Annotated in this window: 19 protein-coding genes; 7 read left to right on the top strand and 12 right to left on the bottom strand. The window is 44.9% G+C overall.

What is annotated here, in order from left to right; all coding sequences use genetic code 11:
* Positions 1–157: 157 nt before the first annotated feature.
* Positions 158–2,287 carry an alpha-galactosidase gene (locus ACXAGV_RS15350; protein ID WP_474873993.1) on the top strand — a complete coding sequence of 710 codons (2,130 nt, stop codon included), beginning with the start codon at positions 158–160 and terminating at the stop codon, positions 2,285–2,287.
* 119 nt (positions 2,288–2,406) lie between these two features.
* Here the strand turns inward: ACXAGV_RS15350 and ACXAGV_RS15345 are convergent, their stop codons facing one another.
* From ACXAGV_RS15345 to ACXAGV_RS15315, 7 genes are all read right to left on the bottom strand, one after another.
* Positions 2,407–3,693, bottom strand: coding sequence for an alpha/beta hydrolase family protein (locus tag ACXAGV_RS15345; RefSeq protein WP_474873992.1), 1,287 nt, complete (start codon positions 3,691–3,693; stop codon positions 2,407–2,409).
* Between the two features lie 263 nt (positions 3,694–3,956).
* Positions 3,957–4,913, bottom strand: coding sequence for a hypothetical protein (locus ACXAGV_RS15340; protein ID WP_474873991.1), 957 nt, complete (start codon positions 4,911–4,913; stop codon positions 3,957–3,959).
* 225 nt (positions 4,914–5,138) lie between these two features.
* On the bottom strand, positions 5,139–5,723 hold the full coding sequence (locus ACXAGV_RS15335) for a single-stranded DNA-binding protein (protein ID WP_334058631.1): 585 nt from the start codon (positions 5,721–5,723) through the stop codon (positions 5,139–5,141).
* A gap of 267 nt (positions 5,724–5,990) precedes the next feature.
* A complete protein-coding gene (locus tag ACXAGV_RS15330) occupies positions 5,991–7,553 on the bottom strand; it encodes a sodium/sugar symporter (RefSeq protein ID WP_474873990.1) in 1,563 nt (520 codons plus the stop codon).
* A 360-nt stretch (positions 7,554–7,913) separates the two neighbouring features.
* Positions 7,914–9,053: a galactokinase gene (gene galK, locus ACXAGV_RS15325; protein ID WP_474873989.1), complete on the bottom strand. Its 1,140-nt coding sequence runs from the start codon at positions 9,051–9,053 to the stop codon at positions 7,914–7,916.
* On the bottom strand, positions 9,046–10,101 hold the full coding sequence (locus ACXAGV_RS15320) for a UDP-glucose--hexose-1-phosphate uridylyltransferase (protein ID WP_474873988.1): 1,056 nt from the start codon (positions 10,099–10,101) through the stop codon (positions 9,046–9,048). The genes galK and ACXAGV_RS15320 overlap by 8 nt, the downstream gene beginning before the upstream one ends.
* A gap of 169 nt (positions 10,102–10,270) precedes the next feature.
* The gene (locus ACXAGV_RS15315; protein WP_474873987.1) at positions 10,271–11,293 is read right to left on the bottom strand and encodes an aldose epimerase family protein; all 1,023 of its coding nucleotides are present in this window, start codon (positions 11,291–11,293) and stop codon (positions 10,271–10,273) included.
* Positions 11,294–11,601: 308 nt separating this feature from the next.
* Between ACXAGV_RS15315 and ACXAGV_RS15310 the strand changes: the two genes are divergently transcribed.
* Entirely contained in the window at positions 11,602–12,603 is a 1,002-nt protein-coding gene (locus ACXAGV_RS15310; protein WP_474873986.1) for a LacI family DNA-binding transcriptional regulator, read from the top strand.
* A gap of 413 nt (positions 12,604–13,016) precedes the next feature.
* Here the strand turns inward: ACXAGV_RS15310 and ACXAGV_RS15305 are convergent, their stop codons facing one another.
* On the bottom strand, positions 13,017–13,877 hold the full coding sequence (locus ACXAGV_RS15305) for an alpha/beta hydrolase family protein (protein WP_474873985.1): 861 nt from the start codon (positions 13,875–13,877) through the stop codon (positions 13,017–13,019).
* A gap of 214 nt (positions 13,878–14,091) precedes the next feature.
* Between ACXAGV_RS15305 and ACXAGV_RS15300 the strand changes: the two genes are divergently transcribed.
* Positions 14,092–14,700, top strand: a complete 609-nt coding sequence (locus tag ACXAGV_RS15300) for a hypothetical protein (RefSeq protein ID WP_474873984.1) — start codon at positions 14,092–14,094, stop codon at positions 14,698–14,700.
* Between the two features lie 74 nt (positions 14,701–14,774).
* Here the strand turns inward: ACXAGV_RS15300 and ACXAGV_RS15295 are convergent, their stop codons facing one another.
* A complete protein-coding gene (locus ACXAGV_RS15295; protein ID WP_474873983.1) occupies positions 14,775–15,359 on the bottom strand; it encodes an HAD family hydrolase in 585 nt (194 codons plus the stop codon).
* Positions 15,360–15,423: 64 nt separating this feature from the next.
* Positions 15,424–16,761: an MFS transporter gene (locus tag ACXAGV_RS15290; protein WP_474873982.1), complete on the bottom strand. Its 1,338-nt coding sequence runs from the start codon at positions 16,759–16,761 to the stop codon at positions 15,424–15,426.
* A 382-nt stretch (positions 16,762–17,143) separates the two neighbouring features.
* On the opposite strand from ACXAGV_RS15290, the gene uvrA reads away from it, so the two are divergent.
* Positions 17,144–19,975 carry an excinuclease ABC subunit UvrA gene (uvrA, locus tag ACXAGV_RS15285; RefSeq protein ID WP_474873981.1) on the top strand — a complete coding sequence of 944 codons (2,832 nt, stop codon included), beginning with the start codon at positions 17,144–17,146 and terminating at the stop codon, positions 19,973–19,975.
* A 203-nt stretch (positions 19,976–20,178) separates the two neighbouring features.
* The gene (locus tag ACXAGV_RS15280; RefSeq protein ID WP_025256952.1) at positions 20,179–20,346 is read left to right on the top strand and encodes a hypothetical protein; all 168 of its coding nucleotides are present in this window, start codon (positions 20,179–20,181) and stop codon (positions 20,344–20,346) included.
* Between the two features lie 64 nt (positions 20,347–20,410).
* Here the strand turns inward: ACXAGV_RS15280 and ACXAGV_RS15275 are convergent, their stop codons facing one another.
* The gene (locus tag ACXAGV_RS15275) at positions 20,411–21,913 is read right to left on the bottom strand and encodes an Hsp70 family protein (protein ID WP_474828498.1); all 1,503 of its coding nucleotides are present in this window, start codon (positions 21,911–21,913) and stop codon (positions 20,411–20,413) included.
* A 186-nt stretch (positions 21,914–22,099) separates the two neighbouring features.
* Here ACXAGV_RS15275 and ACXAGV_RS15270 point away from each other — a divergent pair, with 186 nt between their 5' ends.
* Together ACXAGV_RS15270 and ACXAGV_RS15265 are read left to right on the top strand one after the other, a co-directional pair.
* Positions 22,100–22,519: an acyl-CoA thioesterase gene (locus tag ACXAGV_RS15270; protein WP_474873980.1), complete on the top strand. Its 420-nt coding sequence runs from the start codon at positions 22,100–22,102 to the stop codon at positions 22,517–22,519.
* Between the two features lie 22 nt (positions 22,520–22,541).
* The gene (locus ACXAGV_RS15265; protein ID WP_474873979.1) at positions 22,542–23,240 is read left to right on the top strand and encodes a 2OG-Fe(II) oxygenase; all 699 of its coding nucleotides are present in this window, start codon (positions 22,542–22,544) and stop codon (positions 23,238–23,240) included.
* Here the strand turns inward: ACXAGV_RS15265 and ACXAGV_RS15260 are convergent.
* Positions 23,237–24,169, bottom strand: a complete 933-nt coding sequence (locus tag ACXAGV_RS15260; RefSeq protein ID WP_474873978.1) for a dihydrodipicolinate synthase family protein — start codon at positions 24,167–24,169, stop codon at positions 23,237–23,239. The genes ACXAGV_RS15265 and ACXAGV_RS15260 overlap by 4 nt on opposite strands.
* Positions 24,170–24,187: the final 18 nt, after the last annotated feature.

The raw sequence follows: 24,187 nt of genomic DNA, 5'->3' as shown, positions 1-24,187 counted from the left end.
AGACTACCATTGAAAGTAAAACGTTTACCCTAAAATTGTAGAATAGGTCTAGTGAACGTGATTTAATATGCAAAATTATGACGTAAGAAGACGCTGCTTGCGTTGTAAAAGAGTTGTATCACCACCTAATTTACGTTTTATTAACGCTGAGGTTTTTATGTCGTCACTTTCTCAATTCGTGCGCCTGTCGAACGAAAAGGCTACTTTAATATTCGACTGCCAAGGTCGTATGCCCAAGGTCATTTACTATGGTGCGCCATTAAGTGACAGCACCACACCAGAGATGCTAAGCGTTCTTAATACACGTCAAGAAGCTAAATGTGCGCCGGTTATCGAGCCACCGATTACACTAGTGCCTACCCATGGTGAAGGTTGGACTGGACAGCCAGGCCTTGAAGTTTCCGGTGATGCGAACCAGTGGTCAGCAGGCTTTAACTTAGTAGAGATAAATCAAGACGCTCAATCGGTTGCCTTCATTGCTGAAGATAGACATCGCGGTATGCGCCTTATCACAAGTGTAGAGCTTGATACCGCGACCAGTGTGGTTAAATATGTTTCTCGTGTAGAAAACACCGGCAGCAATGCACTGAACCTCAATTACCTGAATGCTGCTAGCCTCCCTCTTCCTACAACGGTTAGTAAAATTAAAACATTCGAAGGTCGTTGGTCTGCAGAGTTTCAAACCAAGGATCACGACTTATTCTTTGGAAGTTATGTACGTGAAAACCGTCGTGGCAAAACCTCTCACGACACCTTCCCAGGCCTGATTGCATTCCCTCAAGGTACGGGTGAACTTAACGGTGAGTGCTTTGGTTACCACCTTGGCGCTTCAGCAAACCATAAGCTTCGCGCCGAACTCATGGCTGATGGCAGAAGTTATGTTCAGTTCGGTGAATTACTGTTTCCTGGTGAAGTGGTACTTGATGCTGGGGACAGCTACACATCTCCGGTGCTTTACACAGGCTATGGCTGCGAAGGTTTTTCATCCCTGTCGCAACAGTTCCACAATTTCATTCGCAGTAATGTGCTAAACCACAATGCTGAATCTAAACCTCGCCCAGTGCACTACAACACCTGGGAAGGAATTTACTTCGATCACAACGAAGACGAACTTAAAGCCTTGGCTGATAAAGTAGCACCGTTAGGCATTGAGCGCTTCGTTTTAGACGATGGTTGGTTCAAAGGCCGCAGAAACGACAAAGCTGGGCTTGGTGACTGGTTTGTGGATGAAGCTATTTACCCAGAAGGACTAGACGGGCTAATTGACCATGTTACTGGTCTTGGCATGGAGTTCGGCATTTGGTTCGAACCAGAAATGGTTAACCCAGATAGCGACTTGTATCGCGCGCATCCTGAATGGGCACTTCAAACTGAAAACAACCCTCATGTGCCATTTAGAAACCAATACGTTCTAGACCTGACCAACCCTGAAGTGGTTGAGTACCTGTATAAAGTGATTACTGATGTACTAAAAGCCTATCCAAAAATTAGCTACATCAAGTGGGACATGAACCGCGACGTAAACCATCCAGGTAACCTTCAAGGCAAACCAGCAATGCACGGCCAAATGGCAGCGCTTTACGGTTTAATTGACCGCGTAAAAGCAGCTAAGCCAGGCATTGAAATAGAAAGCTGTTGTTCAGGTGGCGGACGTGTAGATTTAGGCATATTGCCACACACAGATCGCTTCTGGACGTCAGACTCTAACGACGCGTTAGACCGCTTATACATTCAGCGCGGCTGCTCTTACTTCTTCCCTTCTGAAGTCATGGGCGCCCACGTAGGCCCGCGTGACTGCCATATTACAGGTCGTAACCTACCTATTGAGATTCGTTCTGCAGTAGCCTTATTTGGCCATATGGGTATAGAAATGGACCCGCGTGAACTGACAGACCATGAGCAAAAAGTGCTAGCGGACGCCATTTCGCTTTATAAGAAATATCGTCATATTACCCACGGCGGCGACCTATTCCGCATGGATGATGACGGCATGAATGTGAAATTTGGTTATATGTCGAAAGACAAGCAGGAGGGTATTTTTGCATATAACAGTGTTACAGAAACCGTACGCACTACGCCGAACCGTTTCTACTTTGCAGGGCTTGATGCTAACAAGCAATACACCATTGAGCGTGTATGGCCTGAAAAGCTGAAAGAATACACTCCTTCAGTTTTGCAGCAAACTGAAGGGCAAGTGTTCTCTGGCGAAGTCTTGATGAAATACGGTATGCAGCTGCCGGTACTCTTCCCACAAACAGCGCTAATTTATACTGTTAAAGCGGTTTAGCTTTTTAAGCGCTATGGCTTTCTAAGCGCTGTGGCCTTTTAAGCGCAGCCGAAAGAAAATACGAGTAAGCGAGCTACGCGGTATTACACCGCCGCTCGCTTTTTTTGTTTTGGTTTAGCTTACTTGCCTTCCATCTCTAGGCCTAATGCCCATCGGTCGTCGAAGCCCTTCCAAGGTTCTGGCTTTTTACCGTCTACGGGAACTTGGGCACTGCTGCCACTTATGTTCAGGTATTCACAATCATCTTTTAAGCCTTTCACATGACAGTTCATAAGCGCCAACGCGAAGTGCTCGTTGATAGCATTTAGCTTTTGCACTTCCCACGCAGGCTCAATGTAGCTGCCCAAATCAAACTCGCTGCCATAGGCTTCTTTAGGGGCGGGGTGAGGTGCGACATTATGACGAGCGTTTTTAACCGTAAGTAGCTTAGAACCTTCACTGCCGGTATTTTCGAATAACCATTTAATACCATCGTAACCTGAAATATCGTCGTTATCACCCGCCACATAAAGAACGGGTACCTTGATATTGTTCAGTGATTCAACATCAAATAGCTGGTGTTGCCCTCCCCATGGAGCAAGCGCTAACGCTGCTTTCCAAGCTGGTAGTACATGCTTGCTACTGTCGTTGCCACCTGCGCAAGTATTTAGCGCGTCTTTGATAAGCGCTGTTACTTTAGGGTCTTGTGTGCCAGTGAAGGTCGCTGCCTTTTGGTCGTTAAACGCATAACAGCCGCCTACTGTACTTACCGCACCATAGCCTCCCATGGAATAGCCTATAACGCCTGCCTTACTTGCATCAACACTGTTTTTAAAAAATTCGTGTTCGCTAATGCTGTTCAAGGTTAGAACCTGGTCTCGAGAGCGATTTAGTAGCGTGCTTGGAAAGCCTGAATACGGATTTTCAGCAAAATTAACGTCTTTGTTTGTGGAGTCTGTATGATCGATAGCCGCAACTATATAGCCGTGAGACGCAAGGTGTTCACCTAAATAATACATAAGCGTACGATAGCCGGTATAACCGTGAGATATAACTACCACCGGGTAATCAGAATCTGCTTTAGCAATCGGCGCATCGCGGCTTGCATCGCCCTCAATTTCAAATACCTGACCACTTCGCGTTTCATTCACATACGTTGCCGTTTCGGCAGCACTTGAAGCTGGATACCAAACCTCTAGCGTCAATTTACGTTCAACATCATTCCCAGCAATATCTTTCACTTTTTCTGGGTAAGTCGCTTCAATGGTTTTTACGCCAACTACGTGAGCGCCTTTCTCGCTTAGCGATGGCATAACATCCGCTGGAAAAGGCTTATAGAGGTTCTGAGCTGCAGAAACCGGTGTAGGTAACATAGCAGTACTAAACGCCAGTGCAGCAGCGCCACAGAGCAGGGATAACGTTTTCATAATTAGGCTGATTTTCTTGTTATTGAAAGACAATTTTATAATACCGCCTAACGAACTCCATACAAGTAAACCTCCATTATTATTGCTGATTAAACGAAATAAGAAACAGTAATAAAACGAGGATGTAAGGGGTCAGCAGCAACGTCGAAAGCTATTTAGGTTACTTTGAAGGGTATAGGGAATAGATTATGAACTAACTAAAAAGCTCCACATATTCATATAATAAAGAGACTGAGAAATAGGTTAAACGTGCTACCCAACATTTACTTTTTCGACAGAAAAGTATTCCATCGTTGGTCGAATAAAGGCTTAAGGCGTTGAGAATAACTATCCGCTCTGAAATTAGTATCTCTCAAAATCTCACTTTTTTCAGGATTCGCAAAAATATGCTCTAGCGCCTGATCCAAACTCGTTGTTACCTCTTGTCCTAGCGCTGTCTTTGAACATAGCAAGCGCTTTGTTCCTCTCAATTCTTCCGAAAGTTCGCTAACTTGATACACATGCAAGGTGTCGAGCTCTTCTCTTGATAATGCAGCTATTTCACGCTGACCTACATAACCGAAGTCAATTCGTCCACTTTTCAGTAATTCGATGGTATGCATGCCTAGGTCTGTACCTAGACTATGCACTCTTAACACATTGTACTGCGTTGCCCATTGCTCGACAGTACGCGCATAGGCGTTACTTACGTCGCTGTAGAGTACGGTTTTAAAGTTTCGATTGAGTAATGTTTGCAAAGAAACCGACTCAAACAAGCCTTTCACCTTTTGTGACAAGCCGTCATTTTCTTCATCATCGATTAAAGGTAGGAGCGCCTTTCTTGACACAATAAGTAGAGGCAAGTTGATAGAGGTAGGTTTAGAAAAATACCCCCATTCTGTTCTCTCTTTTTTATGTGACGCGCCGTAGAAACAGTAGACCTTTTGAGACGACTTCTCATGTCGAATTAGCGACCATGCACGTTTAACTGGGTAGGCTTCAAATTGATGGCTATAGCGGCCAAGATAGCTAGACAGATGAGCCATAAGATCATAAACCGGGCCTGACGTAATAGTTATACCTGGCCCTTCAACACCAAGTTCAGGTGGGCGTATCCAAATAATGGTAGGTTTCTTCTCATCACAACCTTCAAGGTCGCACTCAACATTATTTTTAGCTAATGAAGCGCTGAGTTTAATAGTGAGAAATACAAAAACGAGTAACCTTGCAAATACCGACACTGTGAAAGATTAACCTTGGAGCTAAGGATTATTGAAATTCCTCCATCACCCGCCTCTGTCTGGCATGATGGATATAGACGACATGTGATTTTACAATAGTCAGCTACTAAGTTATACCAATCCGCATAGATAAGTGCTCACTCAGAAGGCGCTGGCAAGTATAGCTCAAAAAAAGCCGCTATTATAAAGCGGCTCTTGGAATATTTTTTCGACTTGTATCTTTGGTTAGAACGGGATGTCGTCGTCAAAGTCAAAGTCTGGCTCAGCCATTGGTGGGTTCTTCGGCTGACCTTGGTTGCCACCTTGAGGCGCTTGATTATAACCGCCACCTTGATTTTGATTATAACCACCTTGTTGACCACCGCCTTGCTGTGGCGCTTGGTTATAGCCGCCCTGCGCTGGTGCTTGGTTGTAACCACCTTGGTTGTTTTGAGGACGCTGGTAACCACCGTTACCACCACCACCTTCACCGCCGCGGCCGCCTAGCATTTGCATCTGGTCTACGATAATTTCAGTTGTGTACTTGTCCTGACCTTGCTGATCTTGCCACTTGCGCGTTTGCAGTTTACCTTCAACGTAAATTTGCGAGCCCTTTTTCAGGTACTCTCCGGCAATTTCTGCTAAGCGACGGTACATTGTAAGGCGGTGCCACTCAGTGCGCTCTTGAACCTGACCCTGTTGGTCTTTCCAGCTTTCGCTAGTTGCTAGGCTTAAGTTCGCAACGGCGTTTCCGTTAGGCATGTATCTAACTTCAGGATCATTGCCAAGGTTTCCAACAAGAATAACCTTATTAACGCCTTTCGTTGCCATTGATGTCTCCTGTAACGTTTTTAGTGGCTTGCTGTATAACTCTTCTTAGTAAGACATCAGCAAGCGCGAAAGTTCATCGAATATTAGCCCGCTAGTATATCGTATTTTATGAGGGAAAATTGAAATTTTTCGCCTCACGTATACGTTACTAACTGCAACACGTTCTAGAACTTAACAAAATTTACTGTCAACGTCTTCTGAACTTTCGCGTTGTTTTTAGCTAATTTTAGCAAGGACGTTAAGTTTAAAAACGCCCTTCCTTGTCTGCTACCACCACGTGATGTAAAACGCCGCAGTAAGGATAACTACAGCGATTGATGCTACGTTGAATCCACTTGTGGTTTTAAACTGCACTTCATTAAGGTCGACTGCGTTTTCGCTAATGCCCTTTTTCTCTAGAAGTGAAACAACTACAGCCAAGGCAACGCAAAGCAGGAATACAAGCCCAACGCGGTCAATAAATGGCAGCTCAGGCCAGAACTGTCTAAACACAATGCTTAAAACAAATGAACCTAACGCTGCAAGCAGACCACCGTTCGCCGTGGTCTTCTTCCAGAACATACCTAGCACGAATAACGCGCAAATGCCCGGTGTAAAGAAGCCCGTAAATTCTTGGATATACTGGAATGCTTGGTCGAAATTACCTAATAACGGTTTAGCTACCACCATAGCAATGATTAGCGCGACCAAGCTTACTATTCGCCCTACTTTCACATAATGTTGCTGTGACTCGTTAGGACGCTTATCTTTATAAAGGTCCATTGTAAAAATGGTAGAAACGCTGTTGGTCATCGACGCAAGTGACGACACAATTGCCGCCACAAGTGCGGCGAAGATAATACCTTTAAGGCCAACTGGCATCAGTGTCATTAGGCTGGGATACGCTTGGTCTGGCTTAGCTAAGTCAGGCACAATAAGTACTGCTGCAATTCCCGGCAATACCACTATTAACGGCATTAGCAGTTTAAGGAATGCCGCAAACGCGATGCCTTTTTGCGCTTCTTGAACACTTTTTGCCGCCAACGTGCGCTGTATAATGTACTGGTTAAAGCCCCAATACGACAGGTTCATGATCCACATACCACCAACCAGTACAGAAATGCCCGGCAAGTCCATATAGTGCGGGTTATCTTTTGACAAAATCATGTCGAATTTTTCAGGTAGTTTATTGGTTAAATCGACAAACCCCTGAATAACACCGTTTCCATCACTGATTAGGTTTAACGCAGTATACGATAGGAACAGTCCGCCAATGACTAACAGCACCACTTGAATAATGTCGGTTAACGCTACCGCTTTTAGGCCGCCATAAAGTGAGTAGGCTAGCGAGAAAAGACCTAAAAACATCATGCCGTAAACCATATCTACACCGGCAATCGTATTGATGGCCAAAGCACCCAACCACAGCACTGCAGTAAGGTTTACAAATACATAAACGCCTAACCAAAATATTGCCATAACCTTACGCACCCGATGGTCATATCGCTGCTCTAGAAATTGAGGCATGGTGTAGATTTTATGCTTTAGAAAGATAGGTAAGAAAAACTTACCAACGATGAGCAGAGTGATAGCCGCCATCCATTCATACGACGCTATGGCAAGCCCCAACTGATAGCCTGAGCCGGACATACCAATAATTTGCTCAGCAGAAATATTGGCGGCAATTAACGATGCGCCAATCGCCCACCAAGGCAAGCTTGAGCCCGCTAGAAAATAATCATTTGTGTCTTTTTGATGACCCTGCTTTTCGCGCGAAACCCACCACGCAATTGTGACAAGCGCGACGACGTATATCACGAATAACGTGATATCTATTGATGCTAATTTCATAGTTTTTCCCAAAGTTTTTATTTTGGGTGCGGCGATCGTTATGCAGGGTACACAGGTGAAAAATTGTTTTTATTATTTTGTTGGTTATTGCCACACCAGTGTCACGTTTTAAAAACGCGTTTCGCAACTTACGAAGAATTATCAATCGGTTAAAAATCCACCGACAAACGCATCGTGATATTGCGGGTAGTATTAGTATCACACTTTGTTGATTTTTTTTAACAAGAAATACGCACTTTTGTAAAAAAAAAGCCGCAACCAATGGATGCGGCTTAAGGGACACAAACAATTCTAACGATTAGGATTGTTTAGAAAAGGGAGGGAATAGCGTTTCTAATCCTTGTTTTCATTCATGCAAACTTAAGCAAATGCGCCTTGCGTAGCAGTACACACGTAGATGTCTGCATGGTAGCCAGTTTCGTCAAAGTACTTGTCTGCTACTACTTGCTTCACAGCATCAACTTTGTCTGTAGGGGCAAGCGCTACAACGCAGCCACCAAAACCACCGCCCGTCATACGAACACCACCAGATTTACCTAACACGTCACCGATGATTTCAACCAAATAATCAATGGGGCGTACGGTAATTTCAAAATCGTCACGCATGGAAACATGAGACTGCGCCATAGCGTCACTAACCGTTTCAATATCACCAGACTTTAACGCTTGGCTTGCGGCCAACGTGCGCGCGTTTTCAGTGATAATATGCTTTGCACGGCGATAAACCACTTCAGGCATGTGTGCTTTCGCGTCTTGTAGCATCTCCATGGTTGCTTCGCGCAATGATGAAACGCCCAGTAGCGATGCACCTTGTTCACATTGCTGGCGACGCAAGTTGTATTCACTATCCACTAGACCACGTTTTACATTGGAGTTGATGATCACGATTTGGTGTGAATCTGGAAGCGGTGAGTGCTCGATGGCTAATGACTGGCAATCAAGAAGCATTGCCATACCTTCGTTGCCCATGGCTGAGATCAACTGGTCCATAATGCCGCACGAACAGCCAACGAAAGTATTCTCAGCTTTTTGGCCTAATAGCGCAGCTTGCACACCATCGAGAGGCAATTCATACAATGCACTTAAGGCTTTTAGGATTGCCACTTCAAAAGACGCTGAAGAGCTTAAACCGGCGCCTTGTGGCACGTTACCCGTTACCAGCAAATTTGCTCCACAAAAATCTGGTATCGCCTCTTTTAGTACTTTTACTACGCCGCGAACATAGTTTGCCCAACCTTGTTCCTCGTCGTACTTAATGTCTGACAACGAGAACTGATTCTGCTGGTTTTCATAGTCCATCGCAGTAACCAAAATGTCATTATCGTCGCGCTTCGTTGCCGCAACCCAAGTACCAAAGTTAATAGCAGCTGGAAATACGAACCCTTCGTTATAATCGGTATGCTCACCAATGATGTTCACTCGGCCAGGGGCATGTGCTATTAGCGTTGGCTCATTGCCATAATGCGCTTCAAATGTAGAAGAAAGTACTTGGTTATCCATTAGTATTCTCACGTTTCTTGTAGTGCACCGTAGGCAGTGCTTTTAATCTGTCTGCCGCCTGTTCAGGGGTCAAATCTCGTTGTGCTTCGGCCATCATTTCGTACCCAACCATAAACTTACGAACACTCGCTGAGCGCAATAGCGGCGGGAAGAAATGAGCATGGAGCGTCCACTCAAGGTGGTCTTCATTATCAAATGGTGCACTGTGCCACCCCATTGAATATGGGAAAGACGTCTCAAATAAATTGTCGTATTTCGCTGTTATCTCACCAATGATTTTAGCAAGTGAAAGCGATTGCGCCTCAGATAGCTTATGCATTGATTGAACATCAAAACGCGGCAATAAAAGGGTTTCAAACGGCCATGCAGCCCAATATGGAACCACAACTACCCAATCATCGTTTTGGCACACTACGCGCTCTTGCTTCTTAACTTCTTGCTCAGCGTAGTCTAGCAACATAGGCGTTTTGTATTCACCAAAGTACTGCTTAAGCTGAACAACTTTTTTCGCTGGATCTGTGGGAATGTGCTGCTGTGCCCATACCTGACCATGCGGGTGTGGATTTGAACACCCCATCATCGAGCCTTTGTTCTCAAAAACTTGAACCCAACGATAGCTTTCACCCAGTTCAGCCGTTTGAGCTTTCCAAGTGTTAACAACATCAACACGTTCTTCGTCGGTTAACTCCGGCAACGTTTTACTGTGATCTGGTGAAAAACAGATAACGCGACTGCAGCCTTGCTCTGTTTCAAATTGGAACAGACCTTTTTTCTCACTGGCTTGCGCTGTATCTTGCTTAAGTGCAGCAAAATCGTTTTGAAAAACAAACGTGCTTTTATAATCTGGATTAACCTCACCGTTCACCCGGGTATTCGTTGGGCACAAATAACAGGTGGGGTCATAAGAGGGTTTTTGTTCATTGTTCGGCTCTTCGGAAGCCCCCTGCCAAGGACGCTTAGCGCGGTGTGGTGATACAAGCACCCACTCTCCCAACAACGGGTTGTAACGGCGATGTGGATCATTAGTTGGGTCAAAAGGGGTTCCCATAATCACTCTCTCTGCATTAGCCAAATGCGCTGGAATGCGCAACATAAAATAGGGTTAAACGTTTACCCTGATAATAATATATGAAGAAACTCCGATTATCAATTAAGTCCCAAAGAAAATTAATTGTTAAATTAATAACAATTAATTTTCTTTTGCCTTTCTGCTCATATCAAAAGGCACTGAACCTATATCTAATAATCTCTTGATACTTTTCATTTGGTTTTACAAAACAGTTTGGAAATAAAGGCTTATTAGGCGCATCAGGAAAATGCTGCGGTTCTAGGCACAATGCACCTAACTGATCACGCTCTTTCAGGCTACCGGTATAAAACTGCAATCCGGGAAGGCTAGTAAACAACTCCATGGTTACGCCTGTATCGATTGCTTTCACTACTGCTTGAGGATTATCAACAGACGTAATTTGAAGTACATAATTGTGGTCAAAGCCTCCCACATTATCAAACAGCGGATGGGAACTAGATTGCTCTACCCTTTGTTTAATTGCAGTAAGCGAAGTGAAATCAAAGGGTGTATTGCCGACATCGACCAAATCACCTGTTGGGAGTAAACTGCTATCTGCATCAGTAACCTTTTCTGCGTCAATCTGAACCAGTGTATTACCAACCTGCTCTTCATTGCTCAAAGTGAAGTAAGCATGCTGCGTGAAACTAAGCGGCGTTTCTTTATCTGTTGTTGCAGAAATATTTAAAGATAGTTCATTGTCCTGACTCAACGTGTAGCAAGCCTCAACAATGATATTGCCTGGAAAGCCACCTTCTCCGTCATGGCTAGTTAATGTGAAAGTAACGCTGACACTATCGGACGATTCATGTGTTTTCGCTTCCCATACTTTCTTGTGAAAGCCCGTAAGCCCACCGTGTAGATTATGATCACCACCGTTTTTATCTAACGCGTACTGCTTGCCATTTAAAGTAAATGTGCCGTGCCCTATCCTGTTTGCAAAGCGCCCCACGATGGCGCCGCGATAACTAGGGTCTTCAATATAACCTTGTAACGTATCAAAAGTTTGCACGCAGCTTATTAACTCGCCTTTCGCATTTGGAAAATGAATTTCCTTAATAATTCCACCGTAGTTAAGCAGGGTAACCGACATCGCGTTGTTATTAGTCAAGGTAAAAGCATGTACCGTTTTACCGGCTATTTCACCAAATGTAGACACGTTTAATTTCATAACAATTTTTTTACCTTCTCAGATGCTAGATAAATAAAGTTCGGGCTATCTATCGTGCACTTTCGTAAGTTTGGGTATAGGTAGAGCATTTATAACGCGTAAAAGGGTATACGTTTTCCGCGCTTTTTGACAGGGGTTTAGCAAAGAACTAGAGTTGGTAAAACCACTTCATGGTCTTGTCTGGTTTATTAGGCTTATTGCAAGACAACAAAGCGTGAGAATTTTACCTTTTTTTGTAAATATAATGTACGCTATGGCAATCAGGTCTTATGGCCTTCAATGCATTACAAAACAAAGTTTAAGAGAAAATGGCAACAATAAAAGATATAGCCCAAGCCGCCGGAGTTTCTTTAGCGACTGTATCAAGGGTTATCAATAATGGGCCGAAAGTAGGCAACGATACCCGACAGCGCGTTAAAAAAATCATGGAAGAGATGGGGTATCGCCCCAACGCAAATGCGCGGGCACTTGTTACAAAACGCAGCGCCTCGTTGGGCGTGGTTATTGCCGAGTTGCATGACCCCTTTTTCGCAATGTTAGCTCATGGCGTCGAGTCGATAACACGAAAAAATAATGTTCAAATTCTACTTAGTGCCGGCTCTATAGAGAAAGAGACAGAGTTGCGTGCCATTGAAACCTTATTAGAACACCGTGTTGAAGCCATGGTAGTGCACAGCAAAGCCCTTGATGACAAGACTTTGATTGGCTTTGCTAGCCAAGTACCAGGCTTCGTTTTAATTAACCGATTTATTCCAGAAATAGCAAACCGCTGCGTATGGCTTGATAACGTAACCGGTGGTCGTCTTATGGCGGAATACGCCATTAATCAAGGGCACGAACATGTCGCGGTAATAAGTAGCCAATATCGTATTGACGATCCGAATCACCGTCTTGAAGGAATTAGAAACGCCATTAATAGCGCAAAGCTAAGCTTACCTGAAAGCATGATTGAATACGCCACCCCTGATCAAGAGGGGGGTGAACTAGCCATGCAAAACTTGCTTGCCACCGGCGCGAAATTTACCGCAGTGCTGGCTTATAACGATGCGATGGCGTCAGGGGCTATGACCATGTTGCAGGACCACGGTATTTCAGTTCCCGAACAAGTTTCAGTAATGGGCTACGATGATGTACTGCTGGCAAAATACTGTCGCCCCAAATTAACCACACTGCGTTATCCCGTTGAAATGATGGCGGCGAAAGCGGCCGAGCTGGCGTTAAAGTATGCGTCTGGAAGTAAACCAGAAGAAGGGTTAACCTTTAAATATACACCTACGGTGGTTAAACGAGATTCTGTAGTAAGGATATAACCTTCGCTTTATTTGGATAACTTTCATAGGGCGCAAAATGAACACCCGCCATTGGCGGGTATTTTATTTAGTCAGTACTAGACCGGTTTGGTGAGTGATTAATCGTAATTCGATGTATTCTTGAGCGACCGTGTTCTAAAAATTTCATGACACGAAACTATTGACAAAAATACATGCTTGATCATTTTGCTTAAGATTTTTATCCCCAATACAGAAAATTGCCTGATCCTGCACAAGGTTACGATCAAAAAATATTAAGATCAGCGACAATTGCTCTACATCGCTTGATTTAACTGACATTTCGTGATCCGACCAGAAAGCACCTTTAAGATCGTGATCTGTTGTTCTATATGGCTATTAACAGACTTACCAACAAGGTTTTCCACTACTTATCCACAGGTGGTGTGATTGGCTTATTGCGTAAATCTGGCTAAAAACTGCTTGTACTGCTCAATAGCATAGTCGCTTTTTAGCGTAGCGTTATGGGTAGCACCAGGAATAACTGAAATGTATTTCTCGCTACTTGATGCATCTTTTAGTAACTGCTGACTAATAGGATAAGGCGTTATTTTGTCTTCCTCACCAACGACCAACCACAACGGGCCTTCATAATGACGGAGAATAGGCGCAATTTGCATGCTGTGAACTTCATCGTGAAGCTTCATGTTTGTGAATGAATTAGAGAATCCTGGCACCATGTTGGCAATTAGGTCAGAGATGTTATTGAAAGCCCCGTCTAATACTAAAGCGTCTATCTTTCTATTTGCAGCAACATAACTTGCGAAATAGCTGCCTATACCTCGGCCGTGAACAATAGTGGGAATTGAGGCATCAAACGCACTTTCTACATAATCAAATTGAGTTAACGCGTCTTGCTTAATAGCGTTAATACTTAGGTCCTCCGCTTTATCGCTAGCCCCTACTCCCTGATAATCAAGCCACAATATATTAGCAGGCAGCTTTCCCAGCCTATGAATTACACTATTATTTTCACTTACCGGCATACGGTTGTCTGCAAAGAAAACAATGTTAACAATTGGGTCGGGATATGAAACGGCAACACCTCTTAGGGTTAACCCCGCTTCATTTTTAACTTCAACACGGGTGATGCCCGCTGACGTTTTATCTTTTTGAATAGCCGCGTGTAGCTTTGTAGTATCCAGGGGCTTTTGCTGAGTGTCTTGATAAAAGAAAGCCGAAGGAGAAACGTTAATCGCACACCCCATTAATGAAACACTTGTAAGTAAACTGATTACTGCGTTTTTAAAAGTCATAATTTAAGAACTGTCCATGTTGAATGGTAATCGTGAAATTGAGTTATCAGCAAGGAAGGCTTCATAGCTGTGCCACTGACCAAATTTTACACTCTGCTATGCTAAACAAGCTGTAACAGTTTGCAACAGTTGTTATGTTTCTTCGCGCTAAGAACTTTCTTATACTCGAGTCTATATTACTTACAAAAGCTATCTATAAGAAAAAATTAAAATAATGAAAAATAAAATGTTTTTCTTTCCCCGTATAAAGCGTTCTGCACGAATCATTTTTGCGTGCGGCACCCTTCCACTGCTTATCGCTTGCGAATCGACGACTCCTGATCTCGATACTTCTTTAATACCAGAATCGCAAAAGGAAGATTACCAACTGACACTGTCTAAAGCGAAAGCGTGCCCTGTGAATTTAGCAGAACTTGTTGATACTCGGTCGAGCAAAGATTTGTTAGTAGGAAATAGCAACGTAACACAAGACACACTCTATGCCCTGCTGCAACGAAGCTTAGAAGAGATGAATGTAACCCCTGATATTGATGCAAAAAACAGCGTGAAAGTTTCTCTTAACCGCGCGTTTGTGAAAAGCTTAGGGAGTAATATGGTCGCTACGGTTGTACTTAACGTGAGATATAAGCCAGCTTATGTTGAGGAGTATTCCCCCATCACTGTATTCAAGGGTAGAAGCATGAACGTGAACGTCAATGAAGAAGAGAGCAATCAAATTGCCATTGATGCTATGAAAACCGCCATCGAAGATGCTACTAAGCGTATAAAGTCTTCACTGTTACACAATTGCGGAAATGCGCTAAGCGAACTAGAGGCAGTATAAGCCTGAGAAGTTTTATAGTGGACGCGACTGAGTGAACAATCTCCCTAAGCTCGAACTTTCAATCAGGGTAAGATTCAGTAGATAAGCCGCGTATTGTCGACCATAAAGCACACCATGCCACCGTCAACCGCCGCTTTTCGTCCCATGTCGGTATCTTCAAACACCACACAATGCTGTGGTGCTACACCCATTAATTCTGCCGCACGCACAAAGGTTTCAGGGTGAGGTTTACCTTGAGTGACGTCATCGGCTGTAACCAGCGCAGATAGTTGGGCTAGCAGGCCGTGTTCATTTAACACCATTTGCGCGTGCTGCCTATCTGAGCCTGTCCCCACTGCAATGGGCATACTTCCCTTATAATGGTTAAACACGTCCAGGGTATCTTGGATAAGCCTTGGCACATGGTCTAGCCCTTCGAACGCCTGTTTTTTATATAGGGCAACCTCTGCTGGATCATGGCTTTTGCCATACTTTGCATTCATAAGATGTACGGTTTCAAAGGTAGGAACACCACCTAAACTGTATTGGTAGTCTCGGTCGAAGGGATAACCAAACGCATCGCACGTAAGCTGCCACGCATCAATATGCGCGCCCATTGAATCGACCAAGGTGCCATCCATATCAAAAATAATAGCTTTGTAGCGGCTTAGGTCAATCATGGTGTTCGCTTCCTTTTCAAAATGGTGTAATGCTAGCCCTTCATGGTTGCAATGCGATGAGCAACTATGCAGACAACACGTCTCGCGCTTTTACCGCATCAAAATCACGATCAACTTTCAGGTATACCGCGTTATTTTGACTGTTTAATGTCACTTCCAACACACCAGGCACTAACAGCAGCTCGGCTTCAATGCTGGAAACATTTGAACTATCAAAATCTCCATTCATCATCACACGCTTAACCCGGCTCACTTCTTTAACACCAAGAATAATAAAAAGCCAAAGCAGAGTGCTAGCAGCACCAATGCCATAAGCTAACTCTTGCGACCAAATATCAGTGACGAAACCTGAAATCACACCGCCCAAAAACGCACCGAAAAATTGAAAACTGGCGTAGAGGCCCATGGCCGTTCCTTTTTGCCCTGCAGGCGCAATGCTCGACACCAATGCAGGGAAATTCGCTTCCAAATAATTAAAGCCAGTAAAGAAAAGCACCACGGCAGCGGTAACCCACCACCAGCTATGGTCCTCTAAACTCAGCGCCAAAAACGCGCCGCCCATTAATACAACGCCGGTTACAAGGAGCGATTTAGGCGTACGGCCTCTTGCTGCTCCCATCATTATAATTAGACCTACAATTGACGCGCCTAAAACGGGTAAGTAAACCGTCCAGTGACTGTCTAGCGCCATATCAAAGTTCAGTAGCGTTACGGGCAGTTGAACAAACAACAGCGTTATCATCATGTGCAGAATCATCACGCTGATATTTAAACGCCATAACTGAGAAGAGAAGACTAAGCGCTTTAGCTGGTCTTTTTGTGGGAGTGTATCGCCACTGCTCAGCTGCACACCGTTTGGCACTACCCACTTAACCAGTGGCATGCAAAGAATGGCCAGAATACCAGTAATACCAAACACACCTGCAAGCCCGTAGCTGTTAGCAATGAGCGGTCCTAAAATAACGGCTAAATAGAATGAAAAGCCAATGGCTATGCCTATAATAGCTAACACTTTGGCTCGCTGACTTTCCCGGCTTACATCGGTAGCTAGCGCCATTATCGCACCTGCAATAGCCCCAGCGCCTTGAAGAATACGCCCAACAATCATCATGGCCATACTGTCGGCGTTTGCTGCTACAAAGCTTCCTAATGCAAATACAGCAAGCCCTAGCAAAATAACGGGTTTACGCCCCCATTTGTCAGACATCATACCCATAGGAATTTGCAGCGCAGCTTGGGTTAGGCCATATCCACCCACGGCAAGCCCTACCAACAGCGGCGAGTAATCTGGGTAGTCCATTGCGGCTACAGCCAACACGGGCATAACCATGAACAGCCCCATCATGCGTAATACGTAAACGGAGGCGAGTGCAAGCGCGGCGCGTAATTCCAAAGCGTTCAAAGCGTCTGTTTCCCTCAATAAATAAAATCAAAAAAACATAAAAGCGCGCAGAGAACACCAGTTTCTGCTGCGTTAAGAATAAGGGCGCGAAGTGTAGCATAATACCAGTACGCATAAATAATTACCCACTCAGCGAGACTTAAATTCGGTTAATGCACTTGGCCTTTTCCTCACCTTTGAGGTTGATTTAATCCCTTTACCTCTAGCGGGGTTTAAAAGTGGGGATAATATCTCCATTTTACAATGTCGTTTTGTTAGCTCTAATCGTAAGTATGCGCGCGAAAGGTGATCTGCTTACTCCGCTTACAGTATAACTTGAATGTCATATCACTTTACTTGACACCTATGGCATACTGATTCTTTTTCTCTCATTTAGGCTTCAATGGATAAAATCGAAATTCGCGGTGCTCGCACCCACAACTTGAAAAACATCGATTTAACACTGCCACGAGACAAACTGGTGGTGATAACCGGCCTTTCTGGCTCGGGTAAATCGTCTCTTGCTTTCGACACGCTATATGCAGAAGGTCAGCGTCGTTACGTTGAATCTTTGTCTGCCTACGCTCGTCAGTTTCTATCTATGATGGAAAAACCAGATGTTGATCATATTGAGGGTTTGTCACCAGCAATATCCATTGAGCAGAAATCAACATCGCACAACCCCCGCTCAACCGTGGGTACCATCACCGAAATTTACGACTACCTGCGTTTAATGTTTGCGCGAGTGGGCACGCCACGCTGTCCAGACCACGATGTGCCGCTAGATGCACAAACGGTCAGCCAAATGGTCGACAAAGTGTTAGCCATGCCCGAGGGCAGTAAGTTAATGTTGTTAGCGCCTATTGTTAAAGAGCGTAAAGGCGAACACGTTAAGACGCTGCAAAACTTGTCTGCTCAAGGCTTTATTCGCGCGCGTATCGACGGTGAAGTGTGTGACCTATCTGATCCGCCGCCTCTCGATTTGCACAAGAAGCACACCATTGAAGTTGTGGTTGACCGCTTTAAAGTGCGCGACGATATGGCGTTGCGTTTGGCTGAATCATTCGAGACGGCGCTCAGTCTTGCTGGCGGTAACGCGGTTGTGGCTGATATGGACGATAAAGACGCAGAAGAAATTGTGTTTTCTGCTAATTTCGCCTGCCCTCACTGTGGTTACAGCATTAGCGAACTAGAGCCGCGCCTGTTTTCATTTAACAATCCAGCGGGCGCTTGTCCTACCTGTGACGGCTTAGGCACAAGACAGTTCTTTGACCCCGCACGCGTAGTCGGCAATACCGAATTGAGCCTCTCTGGCGGCGCTATTCGCGGATGGGACAAGCGTAGCTATTACTATTTTCAAATGCTTCAGGCAGTAGCAGACCATTATAAATTTAGCCTGACCGCGCCATTTGAAGAACTCGATAAAAAGCACCAAGACATTGTGCTTTACGGGTCTAAAGGCAAGTCACTGTCGTTTAAATACATAAATGAGCGTGGCGACGTGATGGAGCGTAAGCATCCATTTGAAGGCATTATTCCTAATATGGAACGTCGCTATCGCGAGACCGAGTCGAATTCGGTGCGCGAAGAACTAGCAAAATATTTAAGCCAGCAGCATTGTAATAGCTGTAACGGCACGCGTCTGCGTGTTGAAGCGCGTAATGTATTTATACAAGACACCAATCTCCCGGCTATTGCCGAGATGTCGATTGCCGATGCTTATGGCTTCTTCGAGACACTCAACCTTGAAGGCCAACGTGCTCAGATAGCTGAGAAAATTTTAAAAGAAATTATGGACCGCTTAAGCTTTTTGGTGAATGTGGGCCTTAACTATCTTTCTATGTCGCGCAGCGCCGATACCCTATCAGGCGGAGAAGCTCAGCGTATTCGATTGGCAAGTCAAATTGGCGCAGGCCTTGTTGGCGTAATGTACGTACTCGATGAACCGTCCATCGGACTTCATCAACGAGATAACGAGCGCTTACTTGGCACGCTTACGCGATTGCGTGACCTAGGTAACACTGTTCTAGTTGTAGAACATGACGAAGATGCCATTCGTGAAGCCGATTACATTGTAGATATTGGCCCGGGTGCTGGTGTACATGGCGGTGAGATTATTGCCGAAGGTTCGCTTGAAGACATCAAAAACAGTGAAGACTCACTTACCGGAAAATACTTATCTGGCAGAGAAAAGATCGATATCCCTGCAACACGCACACCGGTGAAAGACGATAAGTGGCTAGAACTTTTAGGCGCTACCGGCAACAACTTAAAGTCTGTTGATTTACGTATACCTACCGGTGTAATGACCTGCGTAACCGGTGTGTCTGGCTCAGGTAAATCGACGCTGATTAATGACACCTTCTACAAAATTGCGCAGCGCGAGCTGAACAAGGCGACCACGTCTGAACCTGCGCCGCATAAGTCGATGACAGGGTTAGAGCAGCTAGACAAAGTGGTCGATATTGACCAAAGCCCTATCGGTAGAACGCCACGCTCTAACCCGGCGACTTACGCAGGCATTTTTACTCCAATTCGTGAAATGTTCGCCGGCACACAAGAGTCGCGTTCACGAGGTTACAAACCTGGCCGCTTCAGCTTTAACGTGAAAGGCGGGCGCTGTGAGGCATGTCAGGGTGACGGCGTAATTAAAGTAGAAATGCACTTTTTGCCAGACGTGTACGTGCCTTGTGATGTATGTCAGGGCAAACGCTATAACCGTGAAACCCTAGAGATAAAATACAAAGATAAGAACATCCACGAAGTATTAGAAATGACGGTGGAAGATGCCCGTCAGTTCTTTGATGCCATTCCTGCTATTTCACGTAAATTGCAGACTCTTATGGATGTAGGCTTGTCGTATATTCGACTAGGCCAAGCAGCCACTACGTTATCAGGTGGTGAAGCACAGCGTGTGAAATTGGCGAAAGAGTTGTCAAAAAGAGACACTGGGCAGACACTCTATATCTTGGATGAGCCAACCACCGGGTTGCACTTCCACGATATTAAACAGTTGTTAGCCGTACTCCACCGACTGCGCGATCACGGTAATACCGTTGTGGTTATTGAGCACAACCTAGATGTGATTAAAACCGCAGACTGGATTGTTGACCTCGGACCCGAAGGTGGATCCGGAGGTGGCCAGATTATTGCAGAAGGAACACCTGAGCATGTGGCACAACAAGAAGTTTCACATACAGGACGATTCCTGAAACCCATGCTCACACAAGCTTGAGCCGGTTTAGATGTAAATTCGTAGGCGTTAAGCGTACGACTTTTTCTTTGTAAGCTGCTGTGTAATTTACACGGCAGCTTGTAAAAAGTGCGCATTGACGTTTATTTACACTTTTTTCATGCTGGTCAGAGTTTGTTTTGGCAAATCATACGTTACGATGATTTATGTGAATTTTGCAGTAAGAATTGCTGGAGCGAAACCCAATGACTCAAACGCCACCACTAGCCTTAGTTAAGACTTGGTACCATTTACTTTCATCATCTGAAGATAACGATGTTAAAGCGCGCGCACAAGAAATGCTGTTAAATGCTTTCGAGTCGCCAGAAGCCATCGCAGTTTATTTGAAAGAACACAATATTCTTAAGCACTGATCAAAAAAGCCTTAGCGTAGTAGGCGTTACTACGCTAAGGCTTAGTGTTTATTTGTAAACGATGTTACGCGTGCTTAGCCGCTTGAATAGCTAATCCTTCGCACACCGAGTTGAATGCATCGTTTTCTAATCGAGGCAGCCCCGTAAGCAGTTTTTCATAGAGTGCATCAACGACAATAGGCGATAAACTCATACCACCCGTTATCATTACCACTTCTGGTTTTTCACTACTATTTTCCAAGCATTCCACCACTAGCGCTTTCACTTTATCAAGCCAAGGCTTTAATGCTTTTTTGAGCGAGTCTTGTGAAATCTCCACGTCAAAATCATCTTCGATATAGTGCAGCGGCAGCGTAATGTTTTGCTTGCTCGAAAGTAGTTCTTTGGCTAATCGAGCTGAGTTTACTACTCGGGCAGACAATTTGTTCTCTTGCACAATAAGCAAACGTTCTAACTGGGCCGGCTCTTTAATCACTGACATGGTTTGTGAAATGTCTAACCCATAGTCATCAGAGAAAAAGCGTGTAAGTGCTGGAATATTATCAACCGCGCACATATCAGAAAAATAGGTAGGCGGAACAGGAAGCCCGTTCATCATCTTAAGGCCCATACCCATTTCAGGGGCTATGCCTTTAAGAACCAAGCTTTTATCACAGTCCATACCGCCCAGACGCCTGCCCGTTACCGCTAGCACATCATCTTTACGGTCAAGCTGGTTGGAACGTTCCGGCGAAAGCTTAATACAGCAAATATCCGTTGTTCCCCCACCAATATCTACAATCAGCGTGGTGGTATCTTTTGGTAATGTTTGCTCAATTTTATACGCCGCCGCTATAGGCTCATCTAGGAAATTAACCCCAGAAAACCCTGCTTTAGTCGCCGCTTCGGTCATAATTTGAATGGCCTGAGCGTTCCCTTCTTCACCACGGGTGCCGTGAAATTTCACGGGTCTGCCGATAACGGCATTGTTTACCACCTTGCCTAGCTGCTGCTCGGCACATTGTTTAAAGTAAGCTAGCTGCTTGGCAATAATACCGATGAACGCCTGTTTTTGGTCGCCATCTAGCGATGCGCCTAAAAAGTTCTTTGGTGAATAAATAAGTCGGCCTTTGTCCGGCATTTTAAGAAAGCGCCTAAACCCTTCTTCACCAAATGCAAACTTGCCGTGTTCTACTAAACGCAGCAAAGGAATCTCGTCTAGCGACATAGCGTGCATTAACTGCTGAATCGCTTTGCGTTGAAGGGCTGGCTTGTTATGAAGGTCACCACGAAGCGAGTCGATTCGGCTGCTATACATTGCCTGCTCTTTTGGGTCTTTTGCCGAATAATAGCCGTCTTTGGCTTTGTCTATTTGTTCGCTGATCACTCGCTGCAACTGCGCAACTTTCGCTTCAACCATAGCGTCTGGCGGCGGTGGTAGTTCATCTTCGAAATAGATAAATACCGAAGAGCGAATCTTATTGCCCTTTTTATCTAGCGGGTCAAGTTTGATGTGCTGATGGGCCGTTCCATCAAAATACACAACCTCAGAATTTGATGTACCGTAGTCAATCCCAATCGCAGTCATAGTATGTTCGCTCAAAAAGTTAGAAGCGGATTGTAATGCAAAAGCACTTAACGGCACACCCCCTGTAAGCTAATCAAAACACAACGATTTACCTTAAACACAATCGCTTACACAATGGCTTACTGAAAACCCTTGCCCATAATGCTAGAGTAAGAATTAAACTTATAACAATGCCTACAAAAAATTATGAGTAATACAGCACCACTTATCACTTCTTTTGACGTGCGTTTTTGCGAAACCGATGCCTTACAGCATGTTAGTAATACGGCACTGGTTGCGTGGTTTGAAGCGGCCCGAGAGCCCATTTTCAGAATGTTTACCCCTGAGCTAGACTTACAAAACTGGCCGCTTATTTTAGCCAGCTATAAGGTCGATTTTTTAGCGCAAATTTTTTACGGCAAACCGGTGACGGTGAAAACCTATATTAGCCGTCTTGGTAACAGTGCATTCGACGTGTTTCAAGAGTTATGGCAGGACGATAAGTTGTGCTCAACCGGCGTGACCACTATGGTGCATTTTGACTATAAAACACAGCGCTCTGCGCCTATCCCGGATAAAGTGAAGTCAGAACTGCAGTCACATTTTAAAGAACTACCCACTAAGTAATAAAGCGCAGCAAGAGGTATCCATGAGCGATTTAATTGAAGTTATTGATGATGTGTTACCACCAGAGCTGTGCAAACAACTCATGGAACGCTTTGAAAGCAGCCCTAATTTGTCTCAAGGCCGCACCAGTGGTGGCGTCGACTTAGATAAAAAACGAAGCATGGATGTATCGATAAGTCGCAGCCCGGAATTTAAAGACTTGTTTCAGCAAGTGATGCAGCATACCGGAAAGCAACTGGTTGCCTATATTGAGAAATACTATTTTGCGCTTGTTGGGCCTATTGGCTTAACCGTACGTCACCCCAAAACTGGCGAACCGGTGAAGGTAACTGGGGAAAACTTTGAAGAAGTGGGTAAGCCAAATCTAGCCAACCTAGTTAACTATCTATTCCGCGTAGGCGATGTTAATGCACAGCGCTATACCGCAGGCAACGGCGGCTACCCTTACTGGCACTCAGAAGTGTATCCACAGCTTCAACATAACGATGCACTGCACCGCGTGTTGCTGTTTATGTACTACTTAAACGATGTGGAAGAAGGGGGCGAGACGGAATTTTATTATCAAAATCGTGCAGTTAAGCCTAAAGCAGGCAGAATGGTTATTGCGCCTGCCTATTTTACTCACACGCATCGCGGCCAAATTCCAAAAAGTAACGACAAGTACATTTTAACGTCTTGGCTTCTGTTTAACCGCGCTGAACAGATTTATACGCAGGGCTAGCTTAACGATAACTTCGTGATGGTGTGCTCTAGCTCGCTGTACTCATTTCTGTCGATAGGTAAGAAGGGGGCAGGTAAGCTAGGCGTTTCACAATAGCCCAAAATTTCTGCCGCGGCTGCAACCACACGCAAGCCGCCGCCATTGCGCGCAAACATGCTCCATATCCCGCTTAACGCTTGTGACTGGGCTTGTGCATCGACAGCATTACCAGACTGAGCGGCGTCGATAATACGCATTACAGTTCGCGGGAATATTCCCCCTATAACAGAAAGCCAAAGGTCACAACCTTCACTCATTCCTGCTGCGCCAAAACTATCACCACTCACGCCTATAGCAATGTGTGCAGGCACTATCTCTCGCAATGATGATAATCGGCGAGCGCCTTCGCTATTGCTTGCTCCAGAGGGTGAGATATCCTTGCTAGCGCTTTTGGCAAATGGAGTTCCGGGTATTTTAATCGCTCCGATATTCGGTAATTTTCCTATGCGGCGGTATAAATCATCGCTGAAGGTAAAATTAGTCACGCGAGGATTTTCGTAAACGCAGATAGGCACAGATACCTCGTGACTCACTGCCTCATATAGGCCAAACACTTCTTCTTCGTTAAGCACTTGATAGGAAACGGGTGCTAACAGCACAGCATTAACACCTGCTTGCTGCACAGCTTCAACGTTTTTTAGCACGTCATAGGTTCTCAGCGCCCCAACGCCTGCCATAACAGGAATGCCATTTGCGTGGTCGACGGCGAGCTTGGCTACGTCGTACTTTTGCTCTCGCGTTAGATAAGGATACAGCCCAGTAGAGCCTATCGCGCAAATTGAATCTACATTCGCCGAAGCCAAATTATCAACAAGCCCTTTAAACGCTTTGTAATCAATAGCTTCTTGTTTAAAGGGGGTAATGGGAAACGCTGATAATCCTGTAAACACCTGATGTCCTTTTTAAAT

This window comes from Alteromonas sp. ABH4_453, from assembly GCF_056160665.1.
This window is presented reverse-complemented; position numbering and strand designations above follow the sequence as displayed.

What these genes read in the sequence shown, in the direction of transcription:
- galK (WP_474873989.1), bottom strand. Translation starts at nt 9,053, where the DNA reads ATGGATAACCAAGTACTTTCTTCTACATTTGAAGCGCATTATGGCAAT.
- ACXAGV_RS15315 (WP_474873987.1), bottom strand. Translation starts at nt 11,293, where the DNA reads ATGAAATTAAACGTGTCTACATTTGGTGAAATAGCCGGTAAAACGGTA.
- ACXAGV_RS15275 (WP_474828498.1), bottom strand. Translation starts at nt 21,913, where the DNA reads ATGACTGCGATTGGGATTGACTACGGTACATCAAATTCTGAGGTTGTG.
- ACXAGV_RS15300 (WP_474873984.1), top strand. Translation starts at nt 14,092, where the DNA reads ATGAAAAATAAAATGTTTTTCTTTCCCCGTATAAAGCGTTCTGCACGA.
- ACXAGV_RS15295 (WP_474873983.1), bottom strand. Translation starts at nt 15,359, where the DNA reads ATGATTGACCTAAGCCGCTACAAAGCTATTATTTTTGATATGGATGGC.
- ACXAGV_RS15305 (WP_474873985.1), bottom strand. Translation starts at nt 13,877, where the DNA reads ATGACTTTTAAAAACGCAGTAATCAGTTTACTTACAAGTGTTTCATTA.
- ACXAGV_RS15280 (WP_025256952.1), top strand. Translation starts at nt 20,179, where the DNA reads ATGACTCAAACGCCACCACTAGCCTTAGTTAAGACTTGGTACCATTTA.
- ACXAGV_RS15310 (WP_474873986.1), top strand. Translation starts at nt 11,602, where the DNA reads ATGGCAACAATAAAAGATATAGCCCAAGCCGCCGGAGTTTCTTTAGCG.
- ACXAGV_RS15335 (WP_334058631.1), bottom strand. Translation starts at nt 5,723, where the DNA reads ATGGCAACGAAAGGCGTTAATAAGGTTATTCTTGTTGGAAACCTTGGC.
- ACXAGV_RS15330 (WP_474873990.1), bottom strand. Translation starts at nt 7,553, where the DNA reads ATGAAATTAGCATCAATAGATATCACGTTATTCGTGATATACGTCGTC.
- ACXAGV_RS15345 (WP_474873992.1), bottom strand. Translation starts at nt 3,693, where the DNA reads ATGAAAACGTTATCCCTGCTCTGTGGCGCTGCTGCACTGGCGTTTAGT.
- uvrA (WP_474873981.1), top strand. Translation starts at nt 17,144, where the DNA reads ATGGATAAAATCGAAATTCGCGGTGCTCGCACCCACAACTTGAAAAAC.
- ACXAGV_RS15320 (WP_474873988.1), bottom strand. Translation starts at nt 10,101, where the DNA reads ATGGGAACCCCTTTTGACCCAACTAATGATCCACATCGCCGTTACAAC.
- ACXAGV_RS15265 (WP_474873979.1), top strand. Translation starts at nt 22,542, where the DNA reads ATGAGCGATTTAATTGAAGTTATTGATGATGTGTTACCACCAGAGCTG.
- ACXAGV_RS15270 (WP_474873980.1), top strand. Translation starts at nt 22,100, where the DNA reads ATGAGTAATACAGCACCACTTATCACTTCTTTTGACGTGCGTTTTTGC.
- ACXAGV_RS15350 (WP_474873993.1), top strand. Translation starts at nt 158, where the DNA reads ATGTCGTCACTTTCTCAATTCGTGCGCCTGTCGAACGAAAAGGCTACT.